We start from the raw sequence: 20,333 nt of genomic DNA on the forward strand, positions 1-20,333 counted from the left end.
TATCAGGGCTCTATAACGTGGAGGTGCCAGTGGCTGGCTCCTCCCCGAACGAACTGGCGGCGGGCTACGCCGACGGCCTGGCGCGAGTGTTCGTACGAGTGTCCGGCACCCGGGAGGTGCTGGGCCAGGAAGGTATTGAAGCGCTGCTTGCCGACGCTGAGTCGCTGCTGCTGTCGTACCAGTACCTGCGCGGTGATACCGGCGAAAACCGGCTTCGAATGGCCTTTGGTGCTGTCGGAGTTAACCGTGCCCTGGCGTCAATCAACGCCCCGGTGTGGGGCGCCAATCGCCCCCTCACGTTGGCCTGGGTTGCGGTCGAAGACCGCGGCACGCGCACACTCATTACCGATCAGGCTTCTGGCACTGGTGCAAGCCGTCAGGTGTCCGCTATCTGGCAGCAGGCGTTTGACCAGGCCGCGCAGGAGCGTGGACTTCCGGTGGCACTGCCACCTGCAAAATTCAGTGGCGACCGTGAGCTCCTGTCGGATTTGTGGGGCCAGTTTGTCAACCGTATCCGCAATGCCTCAGGAGATCTGGATCAGGATGTCATGGCGTTGGTGCGGGTAAATCGCAGCGGCGGTCAATGGCGCGCTGGCTGGGTTTTTGATGGCATGGCCATGGACGGTGGTGAAGAGTCGGTTACCGCCGACAGCCCAGAGGCCCTTGCGCAAACCGTCATCAACCGCTGGGCCGAACGTTACGCTGATCGCTATGCCGTAGCCGCAGGCAAGGTGGCCGAGTCGCCTCAGGTCGATATCGTGTTGAAGGGCGCTTCCTCCCTGGCGGACTATGGCAAGGTCACCAAGGTGCTCGAGGGTCTGACTCCGGTGCTCAGCGCCGGTGCCACCCGGGTTAAAGGCGACCAGCTGACGCTTCGCGTCGCATTCTCCGGCGAGCTGGACCAGCTCAAGGAATACATCGCATTGGATCCCCGTTTCGTGCCGCTGGAAGCCGAGCCTCGCGAGCCGGCCAAAGCGTCTGCAGAGCCGAAGGCGACGGAGCCAGCACAAGAGTCTGCACAATCAGCTTCGGGTCAAGCTGAGGCCGTAGCGACAGAGCAGGGCGTCGAGGCCGGTGGTCAATCTGAGGGTGGCAGTAAGAAGGATGGCCAGTCGATGTTCACCTACCAGCCCATGCCGGTGGATGAGGACGAGGCTGAACAGGCGTTCGAATCCCTCTATCAGGTGCTGTATTATCGGTGGCAGTCAACGCCCCGGATCAGTAATGGTGCTGGAGAGAGCGCTGACAAGAGTGCTGAAGAGTAAGGCGCTACCGGAGGGAGCCTTGTGAGTTTGGAACGCTGGCGCTGGATTCCCAATGCCCTCACGTTTTTGCGCATTCTGCTGATTGCTCCCTTTGCAAGCGGCCTGCTGACCGAAAATTATCGACTTGCGCTGTTAATCTTCGTTGTCGCGGCCGCCACCGATGCCTTCGATGGCTTCCTGGCGCGCCACTTCAATTGGCGCTCACGGTTTGGTGCGGTGGCCGACCCGCTGGCGGACAAGGCCCTGTTGCTGACCGCCTACCTGATGCTCACGCTGACCGAGGTGTTGCCGGTCTGGTTATTCATTCTGGTGCTTGGCCGAGATCTACTGATCGTTGGCGGCGCCCTGGCTTATCACTACGGTATCGGACGCTTTGATATGGAGCCCAGTCTCCCGGGCAAACTGAACACCTTCATCCAGATTCTGGTGGTGCTGGCCATCATTGTCCTGTTGGCGGGTCTGCCGATGCAGCCCTGGGTCATGGACGTGGGCATATTGATGGTGGCCATTTCGGCGATCTTCAGTGGCGGGCACTACCTGATGGTTTGGGGCCTGCGGGCCTGGAGGGCCAGGCGGTCGTGAGTGCGTCACAGCTACCCCTGGGTATCAAACTTCGGGACGATGCCCGATTTGGCAACTTCCACGGTGATCGTAACGCCGATGCCGCCTCACGTTTGAAGGCGGTCTGTAGTCAGCCCCGCGGGATTCCGGTGGTGGTCATCTGCGGCGATTCCGATACCGGCAAAAGCCATCTGCTGCAGGCTGCCTGCCACGATGCCGAGCATCGTGGCACTCTGGCCGTGTGCATCAGCATTGCCGAATTGGAGCCTTTCGGCCCCGAGGCTTTGGCCGGGCTCGATGGCGCCGACGTTATCTGTCTCGACGACCTTGATCGCATCGCTGGCCAGCCGGCCTGGGAAGAGGCGGTCTTTCATCTTTACAATCGGGTTCAGGATCGCGGTGGGCTGCTCATCGTGAGCTTGTCCGAGGTGCCGACAGCAGCGCCATTCAAACTTCCTGACCTGGTGTCCAGACTTTCCCACGGATTGCTGATCCAGCTTGGTATCTACCGTGATGGTGACCGTCTGCGCATCCTTATGGCCCGTGCCGAGCAGCGCGGCCTGGTGATCGGGGACGACGTTGCCACCTTTATTATGCGGCGCGCACCGCGCCGGCTTGGAGATTTGCTGGCAATTCTGGATACTCTGGATGAGAATTCGCTTCAGGCTCAGCGCAGGCTGACCATTCCGTTCGTGAAGACCGTGATGGGTTGGTAAACGGAAGATCGCCCACAACTACAAAGCGTGCAAGGGAGAGACTAGATGAGACGGGTTGTATTCAATCAAAAAGGCGGCGTTGGTAAATCCAGCATCACCTGTAATTTGGCTGCAATCAGTGCAGCCCGTGGCAAACGGACGCTGGTGGTGGATCTGGATCCCCAGGGCAACTCTACTCACTACCTGCTGGGCAAGCCCGCCAGTGAGCTGCGAGATACCGTGGCAGACATGCTTGAGCAGACGGTCGCGTTTACGGTCTTTAACCGCCGCCCGGACGAATTCGTCCATGCCACGCCCTATGACAACCTGTTTGTGATGCCGTCCAGCCCGGAATTGGATTTTCTGGAGCGAAAGCTTGAGGCCAAGCACAAGATTTACAAGCTGCGTGAAGCACTGAAGAAGCTGGGCGAGAGCTTTGACGCGATCTATATCGATACCGCCCCGGCCCTGAACTTTTATACCCGGTCGGCGCTGATTGCCGCCCAACGCTGTCTGATTCCGTTCGATTGCGACGATTTCTCGCGTCAGGCGCTGTACAACATCCTGAACGAAATCCGTGATCTGCAGGAAGACCACAATGAAGACCTGGTGGTGGAAGGCATTGTTGCCAACCAGTTCCAGCCCCGCGCCAGCCTGCCCAAGCAGCTGGTTCGTGAGCTGACGGAAGAAGGCCTGCCGGTTCTGCCGGTGCGCCTGTCGAGCTCGGTCAAGATGAAAGAGTCGCACCAGAGCCGTCAGCCACTCATTCACATGGCGCCCAAGCACCCCCTGACTCGCCAGTACGAAGACCTGTTCAGTGTACTGCACGGCGAGACGGTGGAACTGGCGCCCCTGGCCGATTAGAGAAGACCCGCCATGACCGAACCGCGAGACCACATAGGGCAGGTTGCCGACAGCCTGCTACAGATCGAGATGGAACTGCGACAGCTTGGCCTATGGGAGGCCGAGAGGCCATCTCCGGAAGCGTTGCAGAGTACCCAGCCGTTCTGTATCGACACTCTGGAATTTACCCAGTGGCTGCAGTTCGTGTTTGTGGCGCGGATGAAGGTGATTGTCGAGAAAGGGCACGCCTTGCCGGAAGTTTCCGGCATGGCGCCCATGGCTGAAGAGTATTTTCGTCCTCGGCCTGAATCCGGTAAGGGCCTGATCCAGGCTCTTGAGGAAATCGATCAGCTTCTGTCTGGAAGCTGATCAGTCCCGGCGCATAGCCAATCAATCCAGACGCATAGAAAGATCGGTGGCCTTGATGTCTTTGGTCAGGGCGCCGATCGAAATGTAGTCCACCCCGGTTTCCGCCACCGGTACCAGGGTCTGCGCATTGATGTTTCCTGACGCTTCCAGTCGTGCCCGACCGGCGGTGAGGGCGACCGCCGAGCGCATGTCCGCCAGTGAAAATTCATCCAGCATAATCACATCGGCACCCGCCGCCAGTGCCTGTTCCAGCTCGTCCATGTTTTCCGTTTCCACCTCCACTGGCCGACCCGGCGCAATGCGCCGCGCTTCTTCTACCGCCTTGGCGATGGAGCCACAGGCCGAGATGTGGTTTTCCTTGATCAGGAAGGCGTCCCACAAGCCGATCCGGTGGTTGAAGCAGCCCCCGCAGGTAACCGCGTATTTCAGGGCCAGGCGCAACCCCGGGAGGGTTTTGCGGGTATCCAGCAGGCGCACATTGGTGTGCGCGACCTTGTCGGCATAACTGGCGCAGACGGTGGCCACGCCCGAGAGGGTCTGTAACCAGTTCAGAGCTGCGCGTTCTGCGGTCAGCAAGCTCCGCGCCGGTCCGCGCATTTGGAACAGCACCTGATCCGGCACCACCTTGTCGCCATCTTGAACCTGCCATTCCAGAACCACGCTCGGATCTACCTGGCGGAATACTTCGTCCACCCAGTCTTTGCCCGCCACGGTGGCATGTTCACGGGTGATGACACGGCCTGAGCCCTGGGTGTCTGCGGCAATCAGCTGAGCGGTGATGTCGCCGTCGCCAATATCCTCACGAAGGCTCTGGGCGACAGTTTCAACTCGGGATTGGCGTAGCAGTTCTTCGGGAATCATGGTGTCGGGTCCGTTGGAGTCGGGGGGTGAAACATGAGTATGGGAGGGGATTCTATAGGCCTGAACGGCATTCGCCAATCGGGCGGTGCTGAACTGCTAAACTGTGAACAGCGTCTGATCTAAACAAAAGGTGACAAAATCTGACACAAGCTGACGTGGGCAGCTCGTATGATGAGGTGATAGTACACGTTACGCATTCGCGCGATCAGACCCGGAGCAGTTCAATGGCGCAGGATAACAAGATTGTCAGTTTGGTCGGCCAGAAGCCGCTACAGCGATTTTCGCTGCCGGCGGCGCTGGTTCGATTACGTGACGCATCGGGTCAGTCGCTGCAGAAAGTCCTGGCAAATTTCTTCGATCAGGCAGACGATGCCCTGTTTGAACTGGCCGATCGTGCCGCCACCAATGTTGACCAGACAGTCTACTTCGACGCCATGCGTGAACTCCGGTTGCAGCGCAAGGCAATGGTCGTATCGGTTTTGCAGTATGTCAGCCAGGCCTTCAATGATATTGGCAAGTTTAAACCGCGCCAGTCCTCAGGGGTGCTCGGTGGGGTGGATCAGGATTCCCTCAGCCTGTTGGATCATTCCCAGCTCGAACAACAGGTTGCCGTCGATAATCTGGTCAACAAGTTACGCAATCGCTATTCCGAGCAGATTCGCCTGCTGTTAGTGCGGGTCAGCCACCTGATCCCCAAAGTGGATCTGGCGGACAACCAGATGCCATTGAGTCCGGAGGTGATATGCGGCGGTGTGGCCGAAGCTTGTGCCGATCTGGATATTGATATCCGGGCCAAGCTTGTCGTGCTGAAGATGTTCGATCGCCTGTTAGCCGATACCCTGGGTGATTTTTATCAGGAAGCCAATCGCACCCTTGTAGCGGAAGGCGTTCTGCCGGACATGAAGCGAGCACCGGTGGGGCAGTCTGGTCCCAGTCAGGGGGGAGGTCCTAATGTTGGTGCTCAGGCCAGTATGGCACCAAATGGCGGAGTTTCGAGGGCCGGACAGCAAAATGGTGTGGCGCCCCCGAGCCGGGGCGATGTGCCTCGTGTTGACATGGGCGGGTACAGTGAACAGTTTGCACCGCGCGCAACCTTTTCAGAACTGAGCGCACTGTTGCATCAGGGCGGCGGGGCCTGGGGGAATCGCACACTGGGGCCGAGTGAAGGGCATCTGGATACCGATGGTCTGATGGCCCGGTTGAGCGAGGTTCAGGCCACGTGTGGCCAGTGGGGCGAAGGTCAGGTCGTTGCGTTGAATGATCAGCTGGCCCCGGTTCTCACAGCCAGTAATGGCAATTCCTTCGAAGTCGGGCAGATCGACAACGACGTCATCAATCTGGTGTCCATGCTGTTCGATTTTATTCTGGAAGATCGCCAGCTCCATCCAGTGATGAAATCCTTGATCGGGCGGTTGCAGATTCCAGTCTTAAAGGTTGCCCTGAGTGACCGGAACTTCTTTAACCGTGGCGGTCACCCGGTTCGCAAGCTGCTGAATGAACTTGCGATGTCAGCCATTGGCTGGGCCGAGAAACGCTCCGGGCAGCGTGATCCACTGCGAGACAAGATTGAATCGGTGGTCGAGCGAATCCTGCATGAGTTCACCGACAACGTCGGCCTGTTCGAGGAGCTGCTGGACGAATTCAGCCATTTCATGGATCTCGACCGTCGTCGACGTGAGTTGGTGGAGCAGCGGCTGCGCGATGCCGAAGAGGGGCGTGCCAAGCAGGAGCAGGCCGCTGACGCCGCCAACGGTGTGGTGGATGCCCTGCTTGCCGATCGAGACGTGCCGGCACCGGTTAGCGAACTACTTCGAGTTGCCTGGAACAAATACCTGCAATGGGTAGTGCTGCGTGAAGGTGTCGAAAGTGAGCGCTGGGCCCAGGCCCGGGCGCTGACCGAGCGCCTGGTGTGGAGCGTTGACCCCCATCCGGTCACCGAGACCACCCGCGGTGATTTGCTGAGGGCAATTCCGACCATCGTTGACGAATTGCGTCAGGCACTGCAGGAGATTTCCTGGGATCCGTTTGCCACCGATTCGGCAATTCGTGACCTGGAGCTGGTGCACGTGGATGTGTTCCAGAAATTGGTCACGGCGCCTGCCCGGTCCGAAGCGGCGATAGTAACGCCGGTTGAGCCCGAATCTTTTGTAGAGTCTGAACCATTTGCCGAGACTGGGTCGGAAGAGGCGAGGGCAGATGCTGCCGCCGGAGCTGAGTCTCTGCCGCAGGTAACTCAGAGCACGGTAACTGAAGTCGACAACGCACCGGTGACGCCAGAAGTGGCCGAGCCCAAACCGGAGGTGGCCGAGGAATGGCTCAAGCGTGCGGATGGCCTGAGAGTTGGCTCCTGGATTGAACTGTCCAGAGATGGCACCAAGGTGCGCTGCAAGTTGGCGGCGTTCATCAAGGCCACCGGCAAGTATATCTTTGTTAATCGCAGCGGCGCCAAGGTAGCGGAGTATCACCGCGAGAGCCTGGCAGAAGCCATGGCTGCCAGCGAGATCACCCTGCTGGACGACGGCCTGATTTTCGACCGGGCCCTCGAATCCATCATCGATAACCTGCGCAGCAGCCGCAAGGATTGAAGTCGTCCTGCCAGTCGTAGCCAAGCAGGCGTCTTTGTGCTTCAATCAGGGCATCCTGTAATGCCCTGATACCTTTGGATTTACCTTGCCGCACTCAGACGCTATACCACCCAGACAGGTCGTTTCCGACCAAGCCACTACGACACTCCGCGAGACCGGGAGGCTGCCCGAGGCCCACTGGCGTCCTTCTCCCAATTTCGGCCCGCGCCCCGATGGTGCCTCGGTTTCGCTATTGGTGGTGCACAACATCAGCTTGCCACCAGGTCAGTTTGGCGGGCCAGAGATTGAGGACTTCTTCTGCAACCGGCTTGACCACACGGCCCACCCTTACTTCGAAACCATCGCCGGTATGCAGGTGTCGGCTCATGCCCTGATCCGCCGGGATGGCTCGCTGGTGCAGTTTGTCAGCCTGCTTGATCGCGCCTGGCATGCTGGTCGCTCCAGTTTTCAGGGCGAGGAGGAGTGCAATGATTTCTCTATTGGAATTGAGCTTGAGGGCACCGATGACGTGCCCTACACCGAAGACCAGTATCGCCAGTTGGCCGCTACGGCTCACTTGATCATGGCCGCCTGGCCCGAGATCACGCCAGAGCGGCTGACCGGTCATTGCGACATTGCCCCGGGCCGCAAGACCGATCCGGGGCCGGCTTTCGACTGGTCCCATTTTCGCGCCGTGCTGGCCAACGCAGCAGTCGCCGGGGAGTGACGCTTCATGGTTTTGATTGTTTTTCTGCTTGCCTACCTGATTCGACGCCAGCTTGACACCAACAACCGACTTACCGCTGACAAGCTTTGGCGGCACTGGTTTCATCGCGCCGACACGGTGAAAGCCGGGCATGAGACCAGCGTAATTGGCGGCCTGATGCTGGTTGTCCTGCCGGCGCTGGTAGCAGGGCTGGGCATTTTCGCGCTGGACGCGATTGGCTGGCAAATTGCGGGCTACCCCCTGGAAATCCTGATTCTGGTGTTATTGATGGGTGCTCCGGGCTGGAACACCGTGCTTCGCGCTTACTCCATGTCCTGGCGCCGGGGTGATATGCAGGCGGCCTGGCGCAATGTTGAGGATCGCCTGCCAGCAGACGAGCGGGGTGCAGCCTTGTCACCGGATGCCTTGCACCTTTCGGTGGCTCGGGTGTTCATGGTCACCGTCTTCCAGCGCTTTTTCCTGATTGCCTTCTGGTACGTGGTTGGTGGCATAGGGCTGGCGGTCTTGGCCAGGGGCATGGTGGCCTTGGCTGAGCAATGGCCACGGGCAGCAGCGCGGCCACGGTATCAACGTTACGCGGAGATTCTGGCCTGGATTCCGGTACGGATGTTGTCGGTCACCTTCGGGATCGCCGGGGATCTGGCCGGTTGGCTCAGGGAGTCGCCGGATGGCGCGAGGCGATTGCACAAAAATGTTGCCGACACCCTCATGATTTCCGCTAACGGGTCGTTAACCGGGTATGCGTTGGATCCGAATCGGTTCTCGCAGATGCACCCGGAGGAGTGGGCCGATTTCGGCGGCCGAAGCCTGAGTGCCATCCGAGATTTGCTGAATCGCAGCATGCTGGTCTGGATCTGTGCGCTGGCGTTGCTGGTTATTTTTGGCATTGCCTAACGGCAGTAGGGTCAAAGACATAACATTTTAAAACAACAAATAATGCTCAAGGTTCTAGTGCCTTAGACGATAATACCAAATAAGAACCAACGTTCATTTGTTGAACAGCCAACAAGCAGAGTGACCATGAACCAACTCATTTATCCCGCCATAGCACTGATGAATCGGCTGCCCATGGTGTATAAATTCAGCCTGATCAGCATTCTTTTCCTGTTGCCCATTGGTGGGCTGTCCTGGCTGGTCATGTCGCAGCTGAATCAATCCGTGCAGACCATGACCCGCGGTGTCGAAGGCCTTGAGCAGCTGCGTAAGGCTGAACAATTGCTCTCTTCTACCATGGCGTATCGGGATTACCGTGCTCCCGGCATCCTCAAGAACGAAGACGAACTGATTTCTGCCTCCGAAGAAGCGGCCGACACCGTCGACGCTACTCTTGAGTCTATGCTGGCGGAAGAGCGCTCGTTCGACGCATCCGGTTCCTGGGCGGAGCAGGTGACGGCTCTCCAGCAGGATTGGGAAGCCCTGCGCGCTGATGACAATTACCAGGGCAACATCGATCCCCAGTTCAAGTACTACCAGGAATTCGTCCAGAAAGTAGTGGCGTTGCTACCGGCCACTGTTGAAATTTCCGGCCTGGGGCAGGACTCCTCCCGACAGAACCAGTTACTGTTGGGACTGGTCCGCGAGGCGCTGCCCGAAGCCCGCAGTGTCATCGGTCAGGCCCGTTCTTACGGCAGCTTTGCCCTGGTCGAAGGCCAGGTCGGTTACGCCCTGAGCGAGGTGCTGAACAGTATCTATGATCGCTTGACCAACCGTGCCTCCCTGCTTGAACCGGCGTTGTCGGTGGCCTCCGAGGCCTCTGGCCAGTTGTCCGAAGAAGCCGGTAACAGCATCGATCAGGTCAATGAGAGTTTGATTGTGGTGCGCGACCTGCTTGAGCTGAACGTGATTTCACCCATGCGCCTTGAAATGCCCTGGCAGGAATACGACGGTCGGATTCGTGCACAGCTTGATAGCTACGACGAGCTGACCCTGGCCATCTTTAATGTGGTGGAGGCCAACCTGTCCTCGCGTCTTGAGCAAGAGGTCAATCAGCGTCGGCTGATCGTGGTGGCCCTGATCGCGATCCTGCTGGTGGTGGTCTACCTGTACGTGGGTTTCTTCATGTCGGTGCGCAACGCCATCAACCGCTTTACCGAGGCGGCCCGGAATGTGGCGGCAGGCGATATGACCACGCACATTCAGTTGCGTAACCAGGATGAATTGGGTGAGCTGACCGATGAATTCAACAGCATGACCGACCGTATTGCCGAGCTGATCCGCTCGGTCAGTCGCACCACCGGCGACGTCGACCAGCAGGCGAGTCGGGTGAACGAGACCGCGGCAGCCAACAGCAGCGCGGTGGCTCGTCAGATGGAGGAAAGTGGCCAGATCAATGAGGCCATGAACCAGATGGTGAGCGCGGTCAACGAAGTGACTGAAAGCGCCCACCGGGTGGCGGACAGCGCCGGTACCGCCGAAAGCGATACCGAGACCGGGCGGAAGGTGGTGGCTGACACTGTCGAAACCATCAACCGACTGGCGACGGAGATTTCCGGAGCGGTTGACGTGATCAATCGGGTTAGCCACGACAGCGATAACATCAGCCAGGTACTGGTAGAGATCAAAGCAATCGCCGAGCAGACCAACCTGTTGGCGTTGAACGCGGCCATTGAGGCAGCTCGGGCGGGTGAGCAAGGTCGCGGTTTCGCGGTGGTAGCCGACGAGGTTCGGTCACTGTCTCAGCGTACTCATAAATCCACGGAAGAAATCGAGGGTATGATCTCGCGGCTGCAGAGCGGCGTTAAGGACGCAGTGTCGGCGATGACCAACAGCCGGGATGTGACCGAGAAAACTGTGACCAAGTCCGGCGAGGTCACCGAGGCGCTTGATCGCATTGCCCAGGGTATATCGACTATCGTGGACATGAGCCATCAGATCGCCCAGGCGGCGGAAGAGCAGTCAGCGGTCGCCAAGGATGTAAACGCCAGCGTTGAACAGATTGGCGAGCTGGGCCAGACTACGGCGGCCAATGCCGAGGAAACCCTGGGCTCATCCCGGGAGATGTCTGAGCTGACCGCTTCGCTTCAGCGTTTGGTGGAAGCATTCAAGGTATAAGTTAACTACCGCAATAAAAAATCCGGCCTTAAAGGCCGGATTTTTTTTGTTCCCACATAATCTCTTCCCCGTTTTCCCGTCGTGCCAATACCCGGGCGACAACGAATAACAGGTCCGAAAGCCGGTTCAGATAATGTCTGGATGCGGTGTTGATGGAATCCTCGTGCCCCAGGGCAACCACGATGCGCTCAGCGCGGCGGCACACGGCTCGGGCCAGGTGACACTGGGCAGCAGCCGGCGAGCCACCGGGCAGCACGAAGTTCTTCAGCGGCGGCAGGCCCTCGTTATAGCTGTCCAGGGTCTGTTCCAGCCAGTTGATATGATCTTCGCCAATCACGGTGCTGCCTGGAATGGCGAATTCACCGCCCAGGTCGAACAGGTGATGCTGAATTCGGCGCAGGCTTTCAATCAACTCATCGTCACTGTCGAGAGTTTCGATCAGTAGGCCGACGTGGCAGTTCAGCTCGTCGGCGGTGCCCATGGCATCAACCCGTTGGGCATTCTTGGCAATCCGGTTGCCATCAGCCAGGCCGGTCGAGCCATCGTCTCCGGTTCGGGTGTAGATCTTCGAAAGGCGATTGCCCATGGGCGTGCTCCTGTTAATTTGGTGACAGTTGTTGTACCCGCTCCGCCAACATTTGGTTCACCGGAGTGGCGATTCCTTTTGATTGGCCCAGCCGCACCAGGAAGCCGTTGATGTAATCAATCTCTGTAGCGCGTCCGTTCTGGATATCGCTGCGCATGGATGAGGTATTGCGAGCGGTATTGCGGGCAATGGTTTCGATGCGTTCTCTCAAGGCCGAGGGCGCTTGTTTTGGCTGGCCTTCCGCCTCCATCAGGTTGGCTATTTCCTGGCACAAACCGTCAATATGGTTCTGGAACAGCTCGGCGTGAAGGATATCGCCGTTTGGGCAGTCGAGCAGGGCGGTGAAGGGATTTATCCCAGCGTTGATCACCAGTTTCTGCCACAGTCGGCCAAGGATATCGGATTCAGGGTGCACGGTGAGTCCGCTGCTGGCGAGGGTTGCCGCGCATTCGGCCAGGATGATCGCATTGGCCGACTCGGTCATTGGGCCCAGCCAGGTGGCGCCGGCACCGGCATGCACAACCCGGCCAGGCGATGGCCGGTTGGCGCCCTCGGTGGTACTGGCGGCCAGAACGGGTCGCTCCGGCCAGCGCTCGGCTACCTGTTGCTGACTACCCAGGCCATTCTGGAACAACACGATAGGCACAGTGGGTGGCAGGGTGTCGGTAATGGCCTCGAGGGCCGTCAGGGTGTCGCCTGCTTTGGTGGTAACCAACACCAGCTCTGGGACCTGTGAGGGTGCAAGCCAGGGCACGGTGACCGTGCGTTCGCTACCATCAAGAGCGAGAAAGGTGTAACTGAGGGGTGTATCGGGGCTCTGACCCGGGCGGGCAATGACGGCGGTCTCATCGGCGGGCAATGAGGCGGCCCATAGCCGCCCCATTGCACCTGCGCCAAGAATGGCAATCATGCCGTTACATGGCCTCGATGTCGGCCCGCTGCTCACTGAGACGGGACAGGCTGCTCTGGGCATCCCGGAGCTTGTCCTGTTCTTTCTCCACCACTTCGGCGGGCGCCTTGGCGGTGAACTTCTCGTTGCCCAGCTTGCCTTCCAGACGGCCGATTTCCTTCTGCAGACGCTCCAGCTCTTTGTCCAGGCGCTTGAGCTCGGCGTCCTTGTCGATCAGGCCGGCCATAGGCACCAGCACTTCCATCTCGCCCACCAGCTGGGTGGCGGACATCGGGGCTTTGTCACCCTCGAACCAGTCCAGGCTGTCCAGCTTGGCCAGTGACGCCAGGAACTGGCGGTTTTCGTCCATACGGCGTTTGTCGTCGGCACTCTGGCCACGCAGCAGCACCGGTACTTTCTTGGCCGGGGAGATGTTCATCTCGCCGCGGATGTTACGCACGGCCAGAATCACGCCTTTGAGCCACTCGATATCGGCGGTGATGGCGCTGTCCTGCTTGCCGCTGTCCGGTTGCGGGTAGGGTTGAAGCATGATGCTGTCGCCCGATTTTCCTGCCAGCGGGGCGATCCGCTGCCAGATTTCCTCGGTGATGAACGGCATGATCGGGTGCGCGACCCGCAGCACGGCTTCCAGCACGCGAACCAATGTGCGGCGGGTGCCGCGTTTGGCTTCGGCGCTGGCACTGTCGTCGCTCAGCACCGGCTTGGACAGTTCCAGGTACCAGTCGCAGTATTCATTCCAGATGAACTCGTACAGCGCGTAGGCGGCCAGATCGAAGCGGTACTGGTCCAGGTGACGAATCACCTCCTGCTCGCAGGTCTGCAGCTCGCTGATGATCCAGCGGTCAGCCAGGGACAACTCGACCGGCTCGTCGTTGACGCCGCAGTCTTCGCCTTCGGTATTCATCAGCACATAGCGCGCGGCGTTCCACAGCTTGTTACAGAAGTTGCGATAGCCTTCAAGGCGCTTCATGTCCCAGTTGATGTCACGGCCGGTGGTAGCCATGGCTGCCAGGGTAAAGCGCAGGGCGTCGGTACCGTGGGCGGTGATGCCTTCCGGGAATTCCTTTTGTGTGCGCTTGCCAATCTTCTCGGCCAGTTTCGGCTGCATCAGGTTGCCGGTGCGCTTTTCCAGCAGATCATCCAGGCCGATACCGTCGATCATGTCCAGGGGGTCAATCACGTTGCCTTTGGACTTGGACATCTTGTCGCCGTGTTCGTCCCGGATCAGACCGGTTACGTACACGGTGTGGAAGGGCACCTGCGGCGTGCCGTCTTCGTTCTTCATGAAGTGCATGGTCATCATGATCATCCGGGCAACCCAGAAGAAAATAATGTCGAAGCCGGTGACCAGCACATCGGTGGGGTGGAACTGCTTCAGGCGTTCGGTGATCTCGGGCCAGCCCAGAGTACCGAAGGTCCACAGGGCAGAACTGAACCAGGTGTCCAGCACGTCGGCGTCCTGGGACAGTTCCAGGTCGCCGTCGAGGTTGTGCTTCTGGCGCACTTCTTCTTCGCTGCGGCCAACGTAGATGTTGCCCTCGGCGTCGTACCAGGCCGGGATACGGTGGCCCCACCAGAGCTGGCGGGAAATGCACCAGTCCTGAATGTCGCGCATCCAGGAGAAGTACATGTTCTCGTACTGCTTGGGCACGAACTGGATACGACCGTCTTCGACCGCTTCAATGGCCGGCTTGGCGAGGGTCTTGGCGTCCGCAAACCATTGGTCGGTCAGCATCGGCTCGATGATCAGCCCGGAACGGTCACCCCGGGGCACACTCAGCACGTGGTCTTCTTCCCGTTCCAGCAGGCCGGCGTCGTTCAGGTCGGCCACGATGGCCTTGCGGGCTGCTTCCCGGGTCAGGCCGGCGTAGGCGCTCGGCAGCTGGCCGTCGATGTCGGTGTTCTCGGTGCCGTCTGAGTTAAACACCTCGGCAACGTCCCGGATGTTGGCATCCTGGGTCATCACGTTGATCATCGGCAGTTCGTTGCGCTTGCCCACGGCGTAGTCGTTGAAGTCGTGGGCCGGGGTGATTTTCACGCACCCACTGCCTTTTTCCGGATCAGCGTGGTGGTCGGCCACAATAGCAATCCGGCGGTTCACCAGCGGCAACAGCACGTGCTTGCCGATCAGGTGCTGATAGCGCTCGTCGTCCGGGTGCACGGCAACGGCAGTATCGCCCAGCATGGTTTCGGGGCGGGTGGTGGCGACAACAACATAGTCCTTGCCGTCCTGGGTCTTGGCGCCGTCAGCCAGCGGGTAACGGAGGTGCCAGAAAAAGCCCTTTTCTTCCTTGTTCTCCACCTCAAGGTCCGAGATGGCGGTGTGCAGTTTCGGGTCCCAGTTCACCAGGCGCTTTCCGCGGTACACCAGGCCTTCGTCATACAGGCGGATGAAGACTTCCTGAACGGCCTTGTAGAAGCCGTCGTCCATGGTGAAGCGCTCGTGGTCCCAGTCGACCGAGTTGCCCAGGCGGCGCATCTGGCGGGTGATGGTGCCGCCGGATTCTTCCTTCCAGTCCCAGATCCGCTTGATGAACTCGTCGCGGCCCACGTCGTGGCGGGTCTTTTCCTCTTCTGCAGCCAGCTTGCGCTCCACCACCATCTGGGTGGCGATGCCGGCGTGGTCGGTGCCTACCTGCCAAAGCGTGTTGTGGCCCTGCATGCGCTTGTAACGGGTGAGCGTGTCCATGATCGTGTGCTGGAACGCGTGGCCCATGTGCAGGCTGCCGGTAACGTTGGGTGGCGGAATGGCGATGCTGTAGGACTCGCCTTCACCGGTGGGGCGGAAATAGCCCTTGGCTTCCCAGTTTTCGTACCACTGGCGCTCGATATTTTCTGGCTGGTAGGTTTTTTCCATGGGTATCTGCAGGTGACCGTTGGTTAGTTCGCAAGGGAAAATTCAGGACGCACGATTATACATGGTCGCCTTGTTTGCGGCGAACCTCAGCGCTTTCGTTGATCGTGGACTTTCGGTTCGATACCGAGGGCCCGCAGCTGCTTAAAGTGTGATCGTGCCTGGTTCAGAGTCGCGGGGTCGTTATGGGCGACCAGGGCAAGCCGTTTGAAGCGGTCGGCGTCGGCCGGCAGCGTGGCAGACAATATGACCACGGTGTCCCAGTCCTCGGCCACGGGTGGGCACAGGAGAATGCCAACGGGCTCGGGGCATGTAGTCGCGGAATCGGGTACTAAGCTGTGCGGGATGAACGCATCCGGGTTGAAGTTCCAGAGCAGGTCGTCCAGTTCTTGAGCGTGCTGCATGGTATCGCAGACCACACAGACGCGATCGCCTTGTTGCCAGGCCTTATCCACCAGTTTGGCGGCGTGCAGGTTGCGGGCAGCGGGCGTGTTCTGGGTCAGGATGTGGAACCAGTAGCGTTGATTGGCGTCGCTCTGTCCGGAGGCCCGGGCAGCGGTGCTGCCCGGCTCCGGGTTTCCGTCAGTGTTATTTGCCGACATGAGACATCAGGTAGTTAACCAGCAGGGGTACCGGGCGACCGGAGGCGCCTTTGGCCTTGCCGGAATGCCAGGCGGTACCGGCGATATCCAGGTGCGCCCAGCGGTATTCTTTGGCGAAGCGGGACAGGAAGCACGCCGCGGTGATGGTGCCGGCGGAGCGATCACCGATGTTCTGCATGTCCGCGAAGTTGCTGTCCAGCTGGCTCTGGTAATCGTCCCACAGCGGCAGGCGCCAGGCGCGGTCGTCGGAGCGTTCGCCGGCAGCCAGCAGCTCATTCGCCAGTTCGTCGTTGTTGGCGAGCAGGCCGGTGGCGTGGTGGCCCAGGGCAACGATGCACGCGCCGGTCAGGGTGGCCATGTCGATCACCGCTTCCGGATCAAACTTCTTGACGTAGGTGAGGGCGTCGCACAGCACCAGGCGGCCTTCGGCGTCGGTGTTCAGAATCTCGACGGTCTGGCCCGACAGGGTAGTGACGATGTCACCCGGGCGGCAGGCACCACCGTCCGGCATGTTTTCAGCGGCCGCGACCACCGCAACCACGTTGATCTTGGGCTGCGTTTCCGCTAGGACCTGCATGGTACCGAAAACACTGGCAGAGCCGCCCATGTCGTACTTCATCTCGTCCATGCCGGCACCCGGCTTCAGACTGATGCCACCGGTATCAAAAGTGATGCCTTTACCGACCAGCACGTATGGCTTGTCCTTCGGGTTGCCGCCACGATATTCCATCACGATCAGGCGCGGCGGCTGGGTGCTGCCCTTGCCGACGGCGAGGATGGTGTTCATGCCCATCTTTTCCATCTGCTTTTCATCGAGCACTTCGGTCTTGATGCAGTCGTGCTCTTTGGCCATGCGTTTGGCTTGCTGGGCCAGATATTCCGGGTGGCAGATGTTGGGCGGGGTGTTGCCCAAATCGCGGGTAAAGTTCATGCCGCGACCGGTCGCCAGGCCCAGATTGAAGGCGTCTTTCAGACCCTTGCCGCTGCCGAAGGCGGCAACCAAAAGCTTGTTGAGCTTGCGCGCGGCCGGCTTGTCGCTCTTGTAGTCGTGGAAGGTGTAGAGCTGTTCTTCCAGGGTGCGACCGATCAGGTTGAGGCGAGCCTCTTCCGAACTGACCGCGTCGGTGCCGGTAACGGCGGTGTCGGTCAGCGTGATCAGCGCGGATTTGGACGGGCCGTCTTTTAAGGCGCCAGCCATGGCAATCAGGGCCTTGCGATAGGTGGCCTGGGTGCGCTCGCTGTCATTGCCGGTGCCCACAACCACAACCCGGCCCCAGGGCTGGTTGCTCAGCGGTACGGTCCGGGTGGTGGCGTTTTTGCCACTGATGTCGCCGTTCTTCTGGAGTGTCTTGATCAACCCGTCCAGCGCATCGTCGGCCTGAGTCGTGGATTCTGGCCAGGTGCCTTTTTCGGGCAGACCAATAACAAGACAGTCGGCTTTGGTGCTGGCAATGGCTTTACTGCTCAGGCTGAAATTCATGGCAACTCCTGTTGATTCTTTTGAAGAACTCACCGCCGAGGGCGGAAGCGATTTCCGATCTACTCTAGCATTGGGGCCCACCGGAGATTTATCAAGCCGCAGGCCTACTTACGCTAGAGTTGTGCGAGAGTCACGCGCCGGGGCTGTCTGTATCGTTCAGGCTCTGTCATTCGGCACGAAGGTTACATAGAATACGCGCAGTTACCTGTTTCCTCCATGATTTACCGGCACCGGCAGAGAGATCCTTTTGACCATTATTTTCCGTTATCTAATTCGCCAGGTGATGATCAGTATGGTGGCCGTCTCCGGCATTCTGTTGCTGGTGTTCATGAGCGGCCGGTTTCTGAAGTACCTGGGCAGCGCCGCGGAAGGCGAGATTGCTGCCGATGTGCTGTTCTCGATCATGGCGTTCCGTTTCCCCGGCTTCCTTGAACTGATCCTGCCACTGGGCCTGTTCATCGGCATTCTGCTGGCGTACGGCCGCATGTACCTCGAAAGCGAAATGACGGTGTTGTTTGCCTGTGGCGTGAGCGACCGGCAACTGCTGACCAAAACCCTGCTCGGCAGCCTGCCGGTGATGGTCGTGGTCGGAGCCATGAGCCTGTATGTTTCGCCCTGGGGTATGAAGCAGGTGGAGCAGATCTTCAACGAGCAGCGCCAGGCCACCGAATTCGAAATGCTGGCGCCCGGTCGTTTCCAGGATTTCAGTGCCGGTAACCGGGTGACCTATACAGAAGGACTCAGCGACGACAAGCGGGAGCTGCGCGGGGTGTTTATTGCGGAATACGGCACAGACGGTGAGGGCATTACCATCTTTACCGCTAATTCCGGTTCACAGCTGATCGATGGCGAGACCGGCAGCCGGTTCCTGATTCTGGAAGATGGCGGACGCTTTAATGGTGAGGCCGGGCGTCTGGATTACAACGTCACCGCTTTTGAAGCCTACGGTCTGAAGATCGAAAGTGGCGAAAAAGGCACCCGGGAGTTGGAAGAAGGGCTCAGCACGCTGGCGTTGATGAAGTCCGACAACCCTGAAGATCGTGCACTCCTGCACTGGCGTTTTTCGTTGCCGCTGATTGTGCCCATCGTGACTCTGCTGGCGGTGCGCCTGAGCCGGGTAAATCCACGCCAGGGCCGGTTCTTTCATCTGCTGCCGGCGATGCTGGTGTACATCACTTATCTGGGCCTTCTGATCGTCGCCCGCGATGCCCTCGCCGATGGCAAGGTCCCGGAGTGGATCGGGATGCTCTGGGTGCACGCCCTGTTCCTGTCGTTTGGGCTCTGGCTGCAATTCGGACCGGCGTGGCTGCATAAGCGCAGGGCACTGAAGGAGGCGCGCACCCATGCGTAGGATTGACGGTTACGTCATGCGCACCGTTGGCGGTGCCATGTTTCTGGTCATGGTGGTGGTGCTGTCGCTGGACCTGATTTTCGGGTTCATCGCTGAGCTGGAAGACACCCGCAACAACTATCAGACCCTGGAAGCACTCTGGTACGTGGCCCTGACCTTGCCACGGCGCATCTACGATTACCTGCCGCTGGGTGCCTTTATGGGGTGCCTGGTGGGGCTTGGCTCCATGGCCAGTTCGTCTGAACTGACGGTTATTCGGGCCGCCGGCGTTTCCCTGAAGCGAATCGTCTGGTCGGCCATGAAGCCGGCGCTGGTGGTTGTGGTTCTGGGTGTGCTGATTGGCGAATACGTAGCGCCACCGGCCGAACGTCTGGCGCAGAGTGAAAAGGCGGTGGCTCTGGGTGCTGGCAGCAATGTGGCCTCCGCCACAGGGGTCTGGCACCGGGAAGGGGATGTCTTTATTCACCTGAACGCCGTGCAGCCCAATGGTGTGCTGCACGGCGTGTCGCTGTTCAGGTTCAACGAGGAGCGGGAGCTGAAGTCGGCCAGTTTTGCCAAGCGCGGTATTTTTCAGGGTGATCACTGGCGCCTTGAGGATGTTCGCCGAACACTGATTGAAAATGAGGGAACAGAGCTGGAAACCGAGCAGTCCATGCGCTGGGATACCGGGCTGTCGCCCCAGGTGCTGAGTGTGCTGATTGTAAAACCGGAGAATCTCTCGATGTCTGGCCTGTACACCTACGCCAGCTATCTGGAGGAGCAGGATCTGAACGCGTCGCGGTACTGGCTGGCATTCTGGAAAAAGACCCTGATGCCCTTGGGCACCGGGGTGATGGTGCTGGTGGCAATTTCCTTTATTTTTGGCCCGCTGCGCTCGGTAACCATGGGGTTCCGGGTGTTCACCGGCTTGCTGGTGGGCCTGCTGTTCAAGTACATGCAGGATCTGCTTGGGCCGATGAGCCTGGTGTATGGCTTTAATCCGATGCTGGCGGTACTGATCCCGATTGCCATCAACGCGGCGGCCGGCGCCATTCTGATGCGCCGGGCCGGTTAGTCGAGCTGCTGGCGGTTATTTGCTTTCTTTTGGAACCTGCACCACCACGCTGCCGGACAGGCGATCGGTGACCGACAGGCCATTGATGGGGAAGAACAGGCCGATCACCGCCGGCAGGGTAACGATCAGGGTGATCGCGCCCACATAATAGCTTGCCAGCAACGTCAGGAAAATCACCGCAGCGGCGGTCACGTAGCGACGCAGGGCCTGGCTCCAGCTCACCGAGGTGCCGTTCAGGTTTTCAATTCGGATGCGCCAGACCTGCATGCCCAAGGTCTGACCGATGCGAGTCCAGAAGTACGCGAAGAACAGGTATAGCGTCAGGAACAGGGCAAAGGTAAGACCGGGATCTCCCGACAGCTGACCCGCTTCCGCCATCTCTTCAAATTTGTCCCATCCGGTGATCCAGCCACCAATTACGGTGTAAATCCAGGTCGCCACGAGCAGAACCGCGATACTTATCAGACCGTCATAGATAATAGCGAGTGAGCGCTTCAGAAATGTGGCGGGTGGCAACAGTTCCTCGGCATCATGGAAGCGTCGGGGCATGGGGTCTCCTG

The 20,333-nt window shown here is 59.5% G+C and carries 18 protein-coding genes; 11 read left to right on the forward strand and 7 right to left on the reverse strand.

All coding sequences use genetic code 11. From position 1 onward, the window contains the following. The first annotated feature begins 29 nt into the window (after positions 1 to 29). Genes QUE89_RS06770 through QUE89_RS06790 form a run of 5 tightly spaced genes read left to right on the forward strand, consistent with a single transcriptional unit; the run spans position 30 to position 3,733 of the window. Positions 30 to 1,265, forward strand: a complete 1,236-nt coding sequence (locus QUE89_RS06770; protein WP_286222444.1) for a DUF2066 domain-containing protein — start codon at positions 30 to 32, stop codon at positions 1,263 to 1,265. A gap of 21 nt (positions 1,266 to 1,286) precedes the next feature. Next, positions 1,287 to 1,847 (forward strand): CDP-alcohol phosphatidyltransferase family protein, encoded by a 561-nt coding sequence (locus QUE89_RS06775; protein WP_286222445.1) that lies wholly within the window; start codon positions 1,287 to 1,289, stop codon positions 1,845 to 1,847. Further along, complete coding sequence (gene hda, locus QUE89_RS06780) at positions 1,844 to 2,542, forward strand: DnaA regulatory inactivator Hda (protein WP_286222446.1); 699 nt, start codon at positions 1,844 to 1,846, stop codon at positions 2,540 to 2,542. The genes QUE89_RS06775 and hda overlap by 4 nt, the downstream gene beginning before the upstream one ends. Before the next feature lie 45 nt (positions 2,543 to 2,587). Further along, a complete protein-coding gene (locus QUE89_RS06785) occupies positions 2,588 to 3,385 on the forward strand; it encodes a ParA family protein (protein WP_286222447.1) in 798 nt (265 codons plus the stop codon). A gap of 12 nt (positions 3,386 to 3,397) precedes the next feature. Further along, positions 3,398 to 3,733, forward strand: coding sequence for a YqcC family protein (locus QUE89_RS06790; RefSeq protein ID WP_286222448.1), 336 nt, complete (start codon positions 3,398 to 3,400; stop codon positions 3,731 to 3,733). 21 nt (positions 3,734 to 3,754) lie between these two features. Here the strand turns inward: QUE89_RS06790 and nadC are convergent, their stop codons facing one another. Next, the gene (gene nadC / locus QUE89_RS06795) at positions 3,755 to 4,594 is read right to left on the reverse strand and encodes a carboxylating nicotinate-nucleotide diphosphorylase (protein ID WP_286222449.1); all 840 of its coding nucleotides are present in this window, start codon (positions 4,592 to 4,594) and stop codon (positions 3,755 to 3,757) included. Positions 4,595 to 4,818: 224 nt separating this feature from the next. On the opposite strand from nadC, the gene QUE89_RS06800 reads away from it, so the two are divergent. From QUE89_RS06800 to QUE89_RS06815, 4 genes are all read left to right on the forward strand, one after another. Beyond that, positions 4,819 to 7,179 carry a DUF1631 domain-containing protein gene (locus QUE89_RS06800; RefSeq protein WP_286222450.1) on the forward strand — a complete coding sequence of 787 codons (2,361 nt, stop codon included), beginning with the start codon at positions 4,819 to 4,821 and terminating at the stop codon, positions 7,177 to 7,179. Positions 7,180 to 7,342: 163 nt separating this feature from the next. Beyond that, complete coding sequence (gene ampD / locus QUE89_RS06805; RefSeq protein ID WP_286222834.1) at positions 7,343 to 7,885, forward strand: 1,6-anhydro-N-acetylmuramyl-L-alanine amidase AmpD; 543 nt, start codon at positions 7,343 to 7,345, stop codon at positions 7,883 to 7,885. A 6-nt stretch (positions 7,886 to 7,891) separates the two neighbouring features. After that, on the forward strand, positions 7,892 to 8,779 hold the full coding sequence (locus tag QUE89_RS06810) for a histidine kinase (RefSeq protein WP_286222451.1): 888 nt from the start codon (positions 7,892 to 7,894) through the stop codon (positions 8,777 to 8,779). A gap of 126 nt (positions 8,780 to 8,905) precedes the next feature. Then, a complete protein-coding gene (locus QUE89_RS06815) occupies positions 8,906 to 10,936 on the forward strand; it encodes a methyl-accepting chemotaxis protein (RefSeq protein ID WP_286222452.1) in 2,031 nt (676 codons plus the stop codon). A gap of 28 nt (positions 10,937 to 10,964) precedes the next feature. Here the strand turns inward: QUE89_RS06815 and QUE89_RS06820 are convergent, their stop codons facing one another. The 5 genes from QUE89_RS06820 to QUE89_RS06840 all read right to left on the reverse strand — a co-directional run bounded on the left by QUE89_RS06820 (position 10,965) and on the right by QUE89_RS06840 (position 17,368). After that, the gene (locus QUE89_RS06820) at positions 10,965 to 11,522 is read right to left on the reverse strand and encodes a cob(I)yrinic acid a,c-diamide adenosyltransferase (RefSeq protein ID WP_286222453.1); all 558 of its coding nucleotides are present in this window, start codon (positions 11,520 to 11,522) and stop codon (positions 10,965 to 10,967) included. Between the two features lie 13 nt (positions 11,523 to 11,535). Further along, positions 11,536 to 12,432, reverse strand: coding sequence for a ketopantoate reductase family protein (locus QUE89_RS06825; protein ID WP_286222454.1), 897 nt, complete (start codon positions 12,430 to 12,432; stop codon positions 11,536 to 11,538). Between the two features lie 4 nt (positions 12,433 to 12,436). Continuing rightward, complete coding sequence (locus tag QUE89_RS06830) at positions 12,437 to 15,289, reverse strand: valine--tRNA ligase (protein ID WP_286222455.1); 2,853 nt, start codon at positions 15,287 to 15,289, stop codon at positions 12,437 to 12,439. An 86-nt stretch (positions 15,290 to 15,375) separates the two neighbouring features. Continuing rightward, on the reverse strand, positions 15,376 to 15,888 hold the full coding sequence (locus QUE89_RS06835) for a DNA polymerase III subunit chi (protein WP_286222456.1): 513 nt from the start codon (positions 15,886 to 15,888) through the stop codon (positions 15,376 to 15,378). Beyond that, positions 15,875 to 17,368, reverse strand: a complete 1,494-nt coding sequence (locus tag QUE89_RS06840; RefSeq protein ID WP_286222457.1) for a leucyl aminopeptidase — start codon at positions 17,366 to 17,368, stop codon at positions 15,875 to 15,877. The genes QUE89_RS06835 and QUE89_RS06840 overlap by 14 nt, the downstream gene beginning before the upstream one ends. A 247-nt stretch (positions 17,369 to 17,615) precedes the next feature. Here QUE89_RS06840 and lptF point away from each other — a divergent pair, with 247 nt between their 5' ends. Together lptF and lptG are read left to right on the forward strand one after the other, a co-directional pair. Then, positions 17,616 to 18,719 carry an LPS export ABC transporter permease LptF gene (gene lptF, locus QUE89_RS06845; protein WP_286222458.1) on the forward strand — a complete coding sequence of 368 codons (1,104 nt, stop codon included), beginning with the start codon at positions 17,616 to 17,618 and terminating at the stop codon, positions 18,717 to 18,719. After that, positions 18,712 to 19,773: an LPS export ABC transporter permease LptG gene (gene lptG / locus QUE89_RS06850; protein ID WP_286222459.1), complete on the forward strand. Its 1,062-nt coding sequence runs from the start codon at positions 18,712 to 18,714 to the stop codon at positions 19,771 to 19,773. The genes lptF and lptG overlap by 8 nt, the downstream gene beginning before the upstream one ends. Positions 19,774 to 19,788: 15 nt before the next feature. Here the strand turns inward: lptG and QUE89_RS06855 are convergent, their stop codons facing one another. Continuing rightward, positions 19,789 to 20,322, reverse strand: coding sequence for an RDD family protein (locus tag QUE89_RS06855; protein WP_286222460.1), 534 nt, complete (start codon positions 20,320 to 20,322; stop codon positions 19,789 to 19,791). Between the last annotated feature and the right edge of the window lie 11 nt (positions 20,323 to 20,333).

The organism is Marinobacter sp. LA51, from assembly GCF_030297175.1.
Classification (GTDB): Bacteria; Pseudomonadota; Gammaproteobacteria; order Pseudomonadales; family Oleiphilaceae; genus Marinobacter; species Marinobacter apostichopi.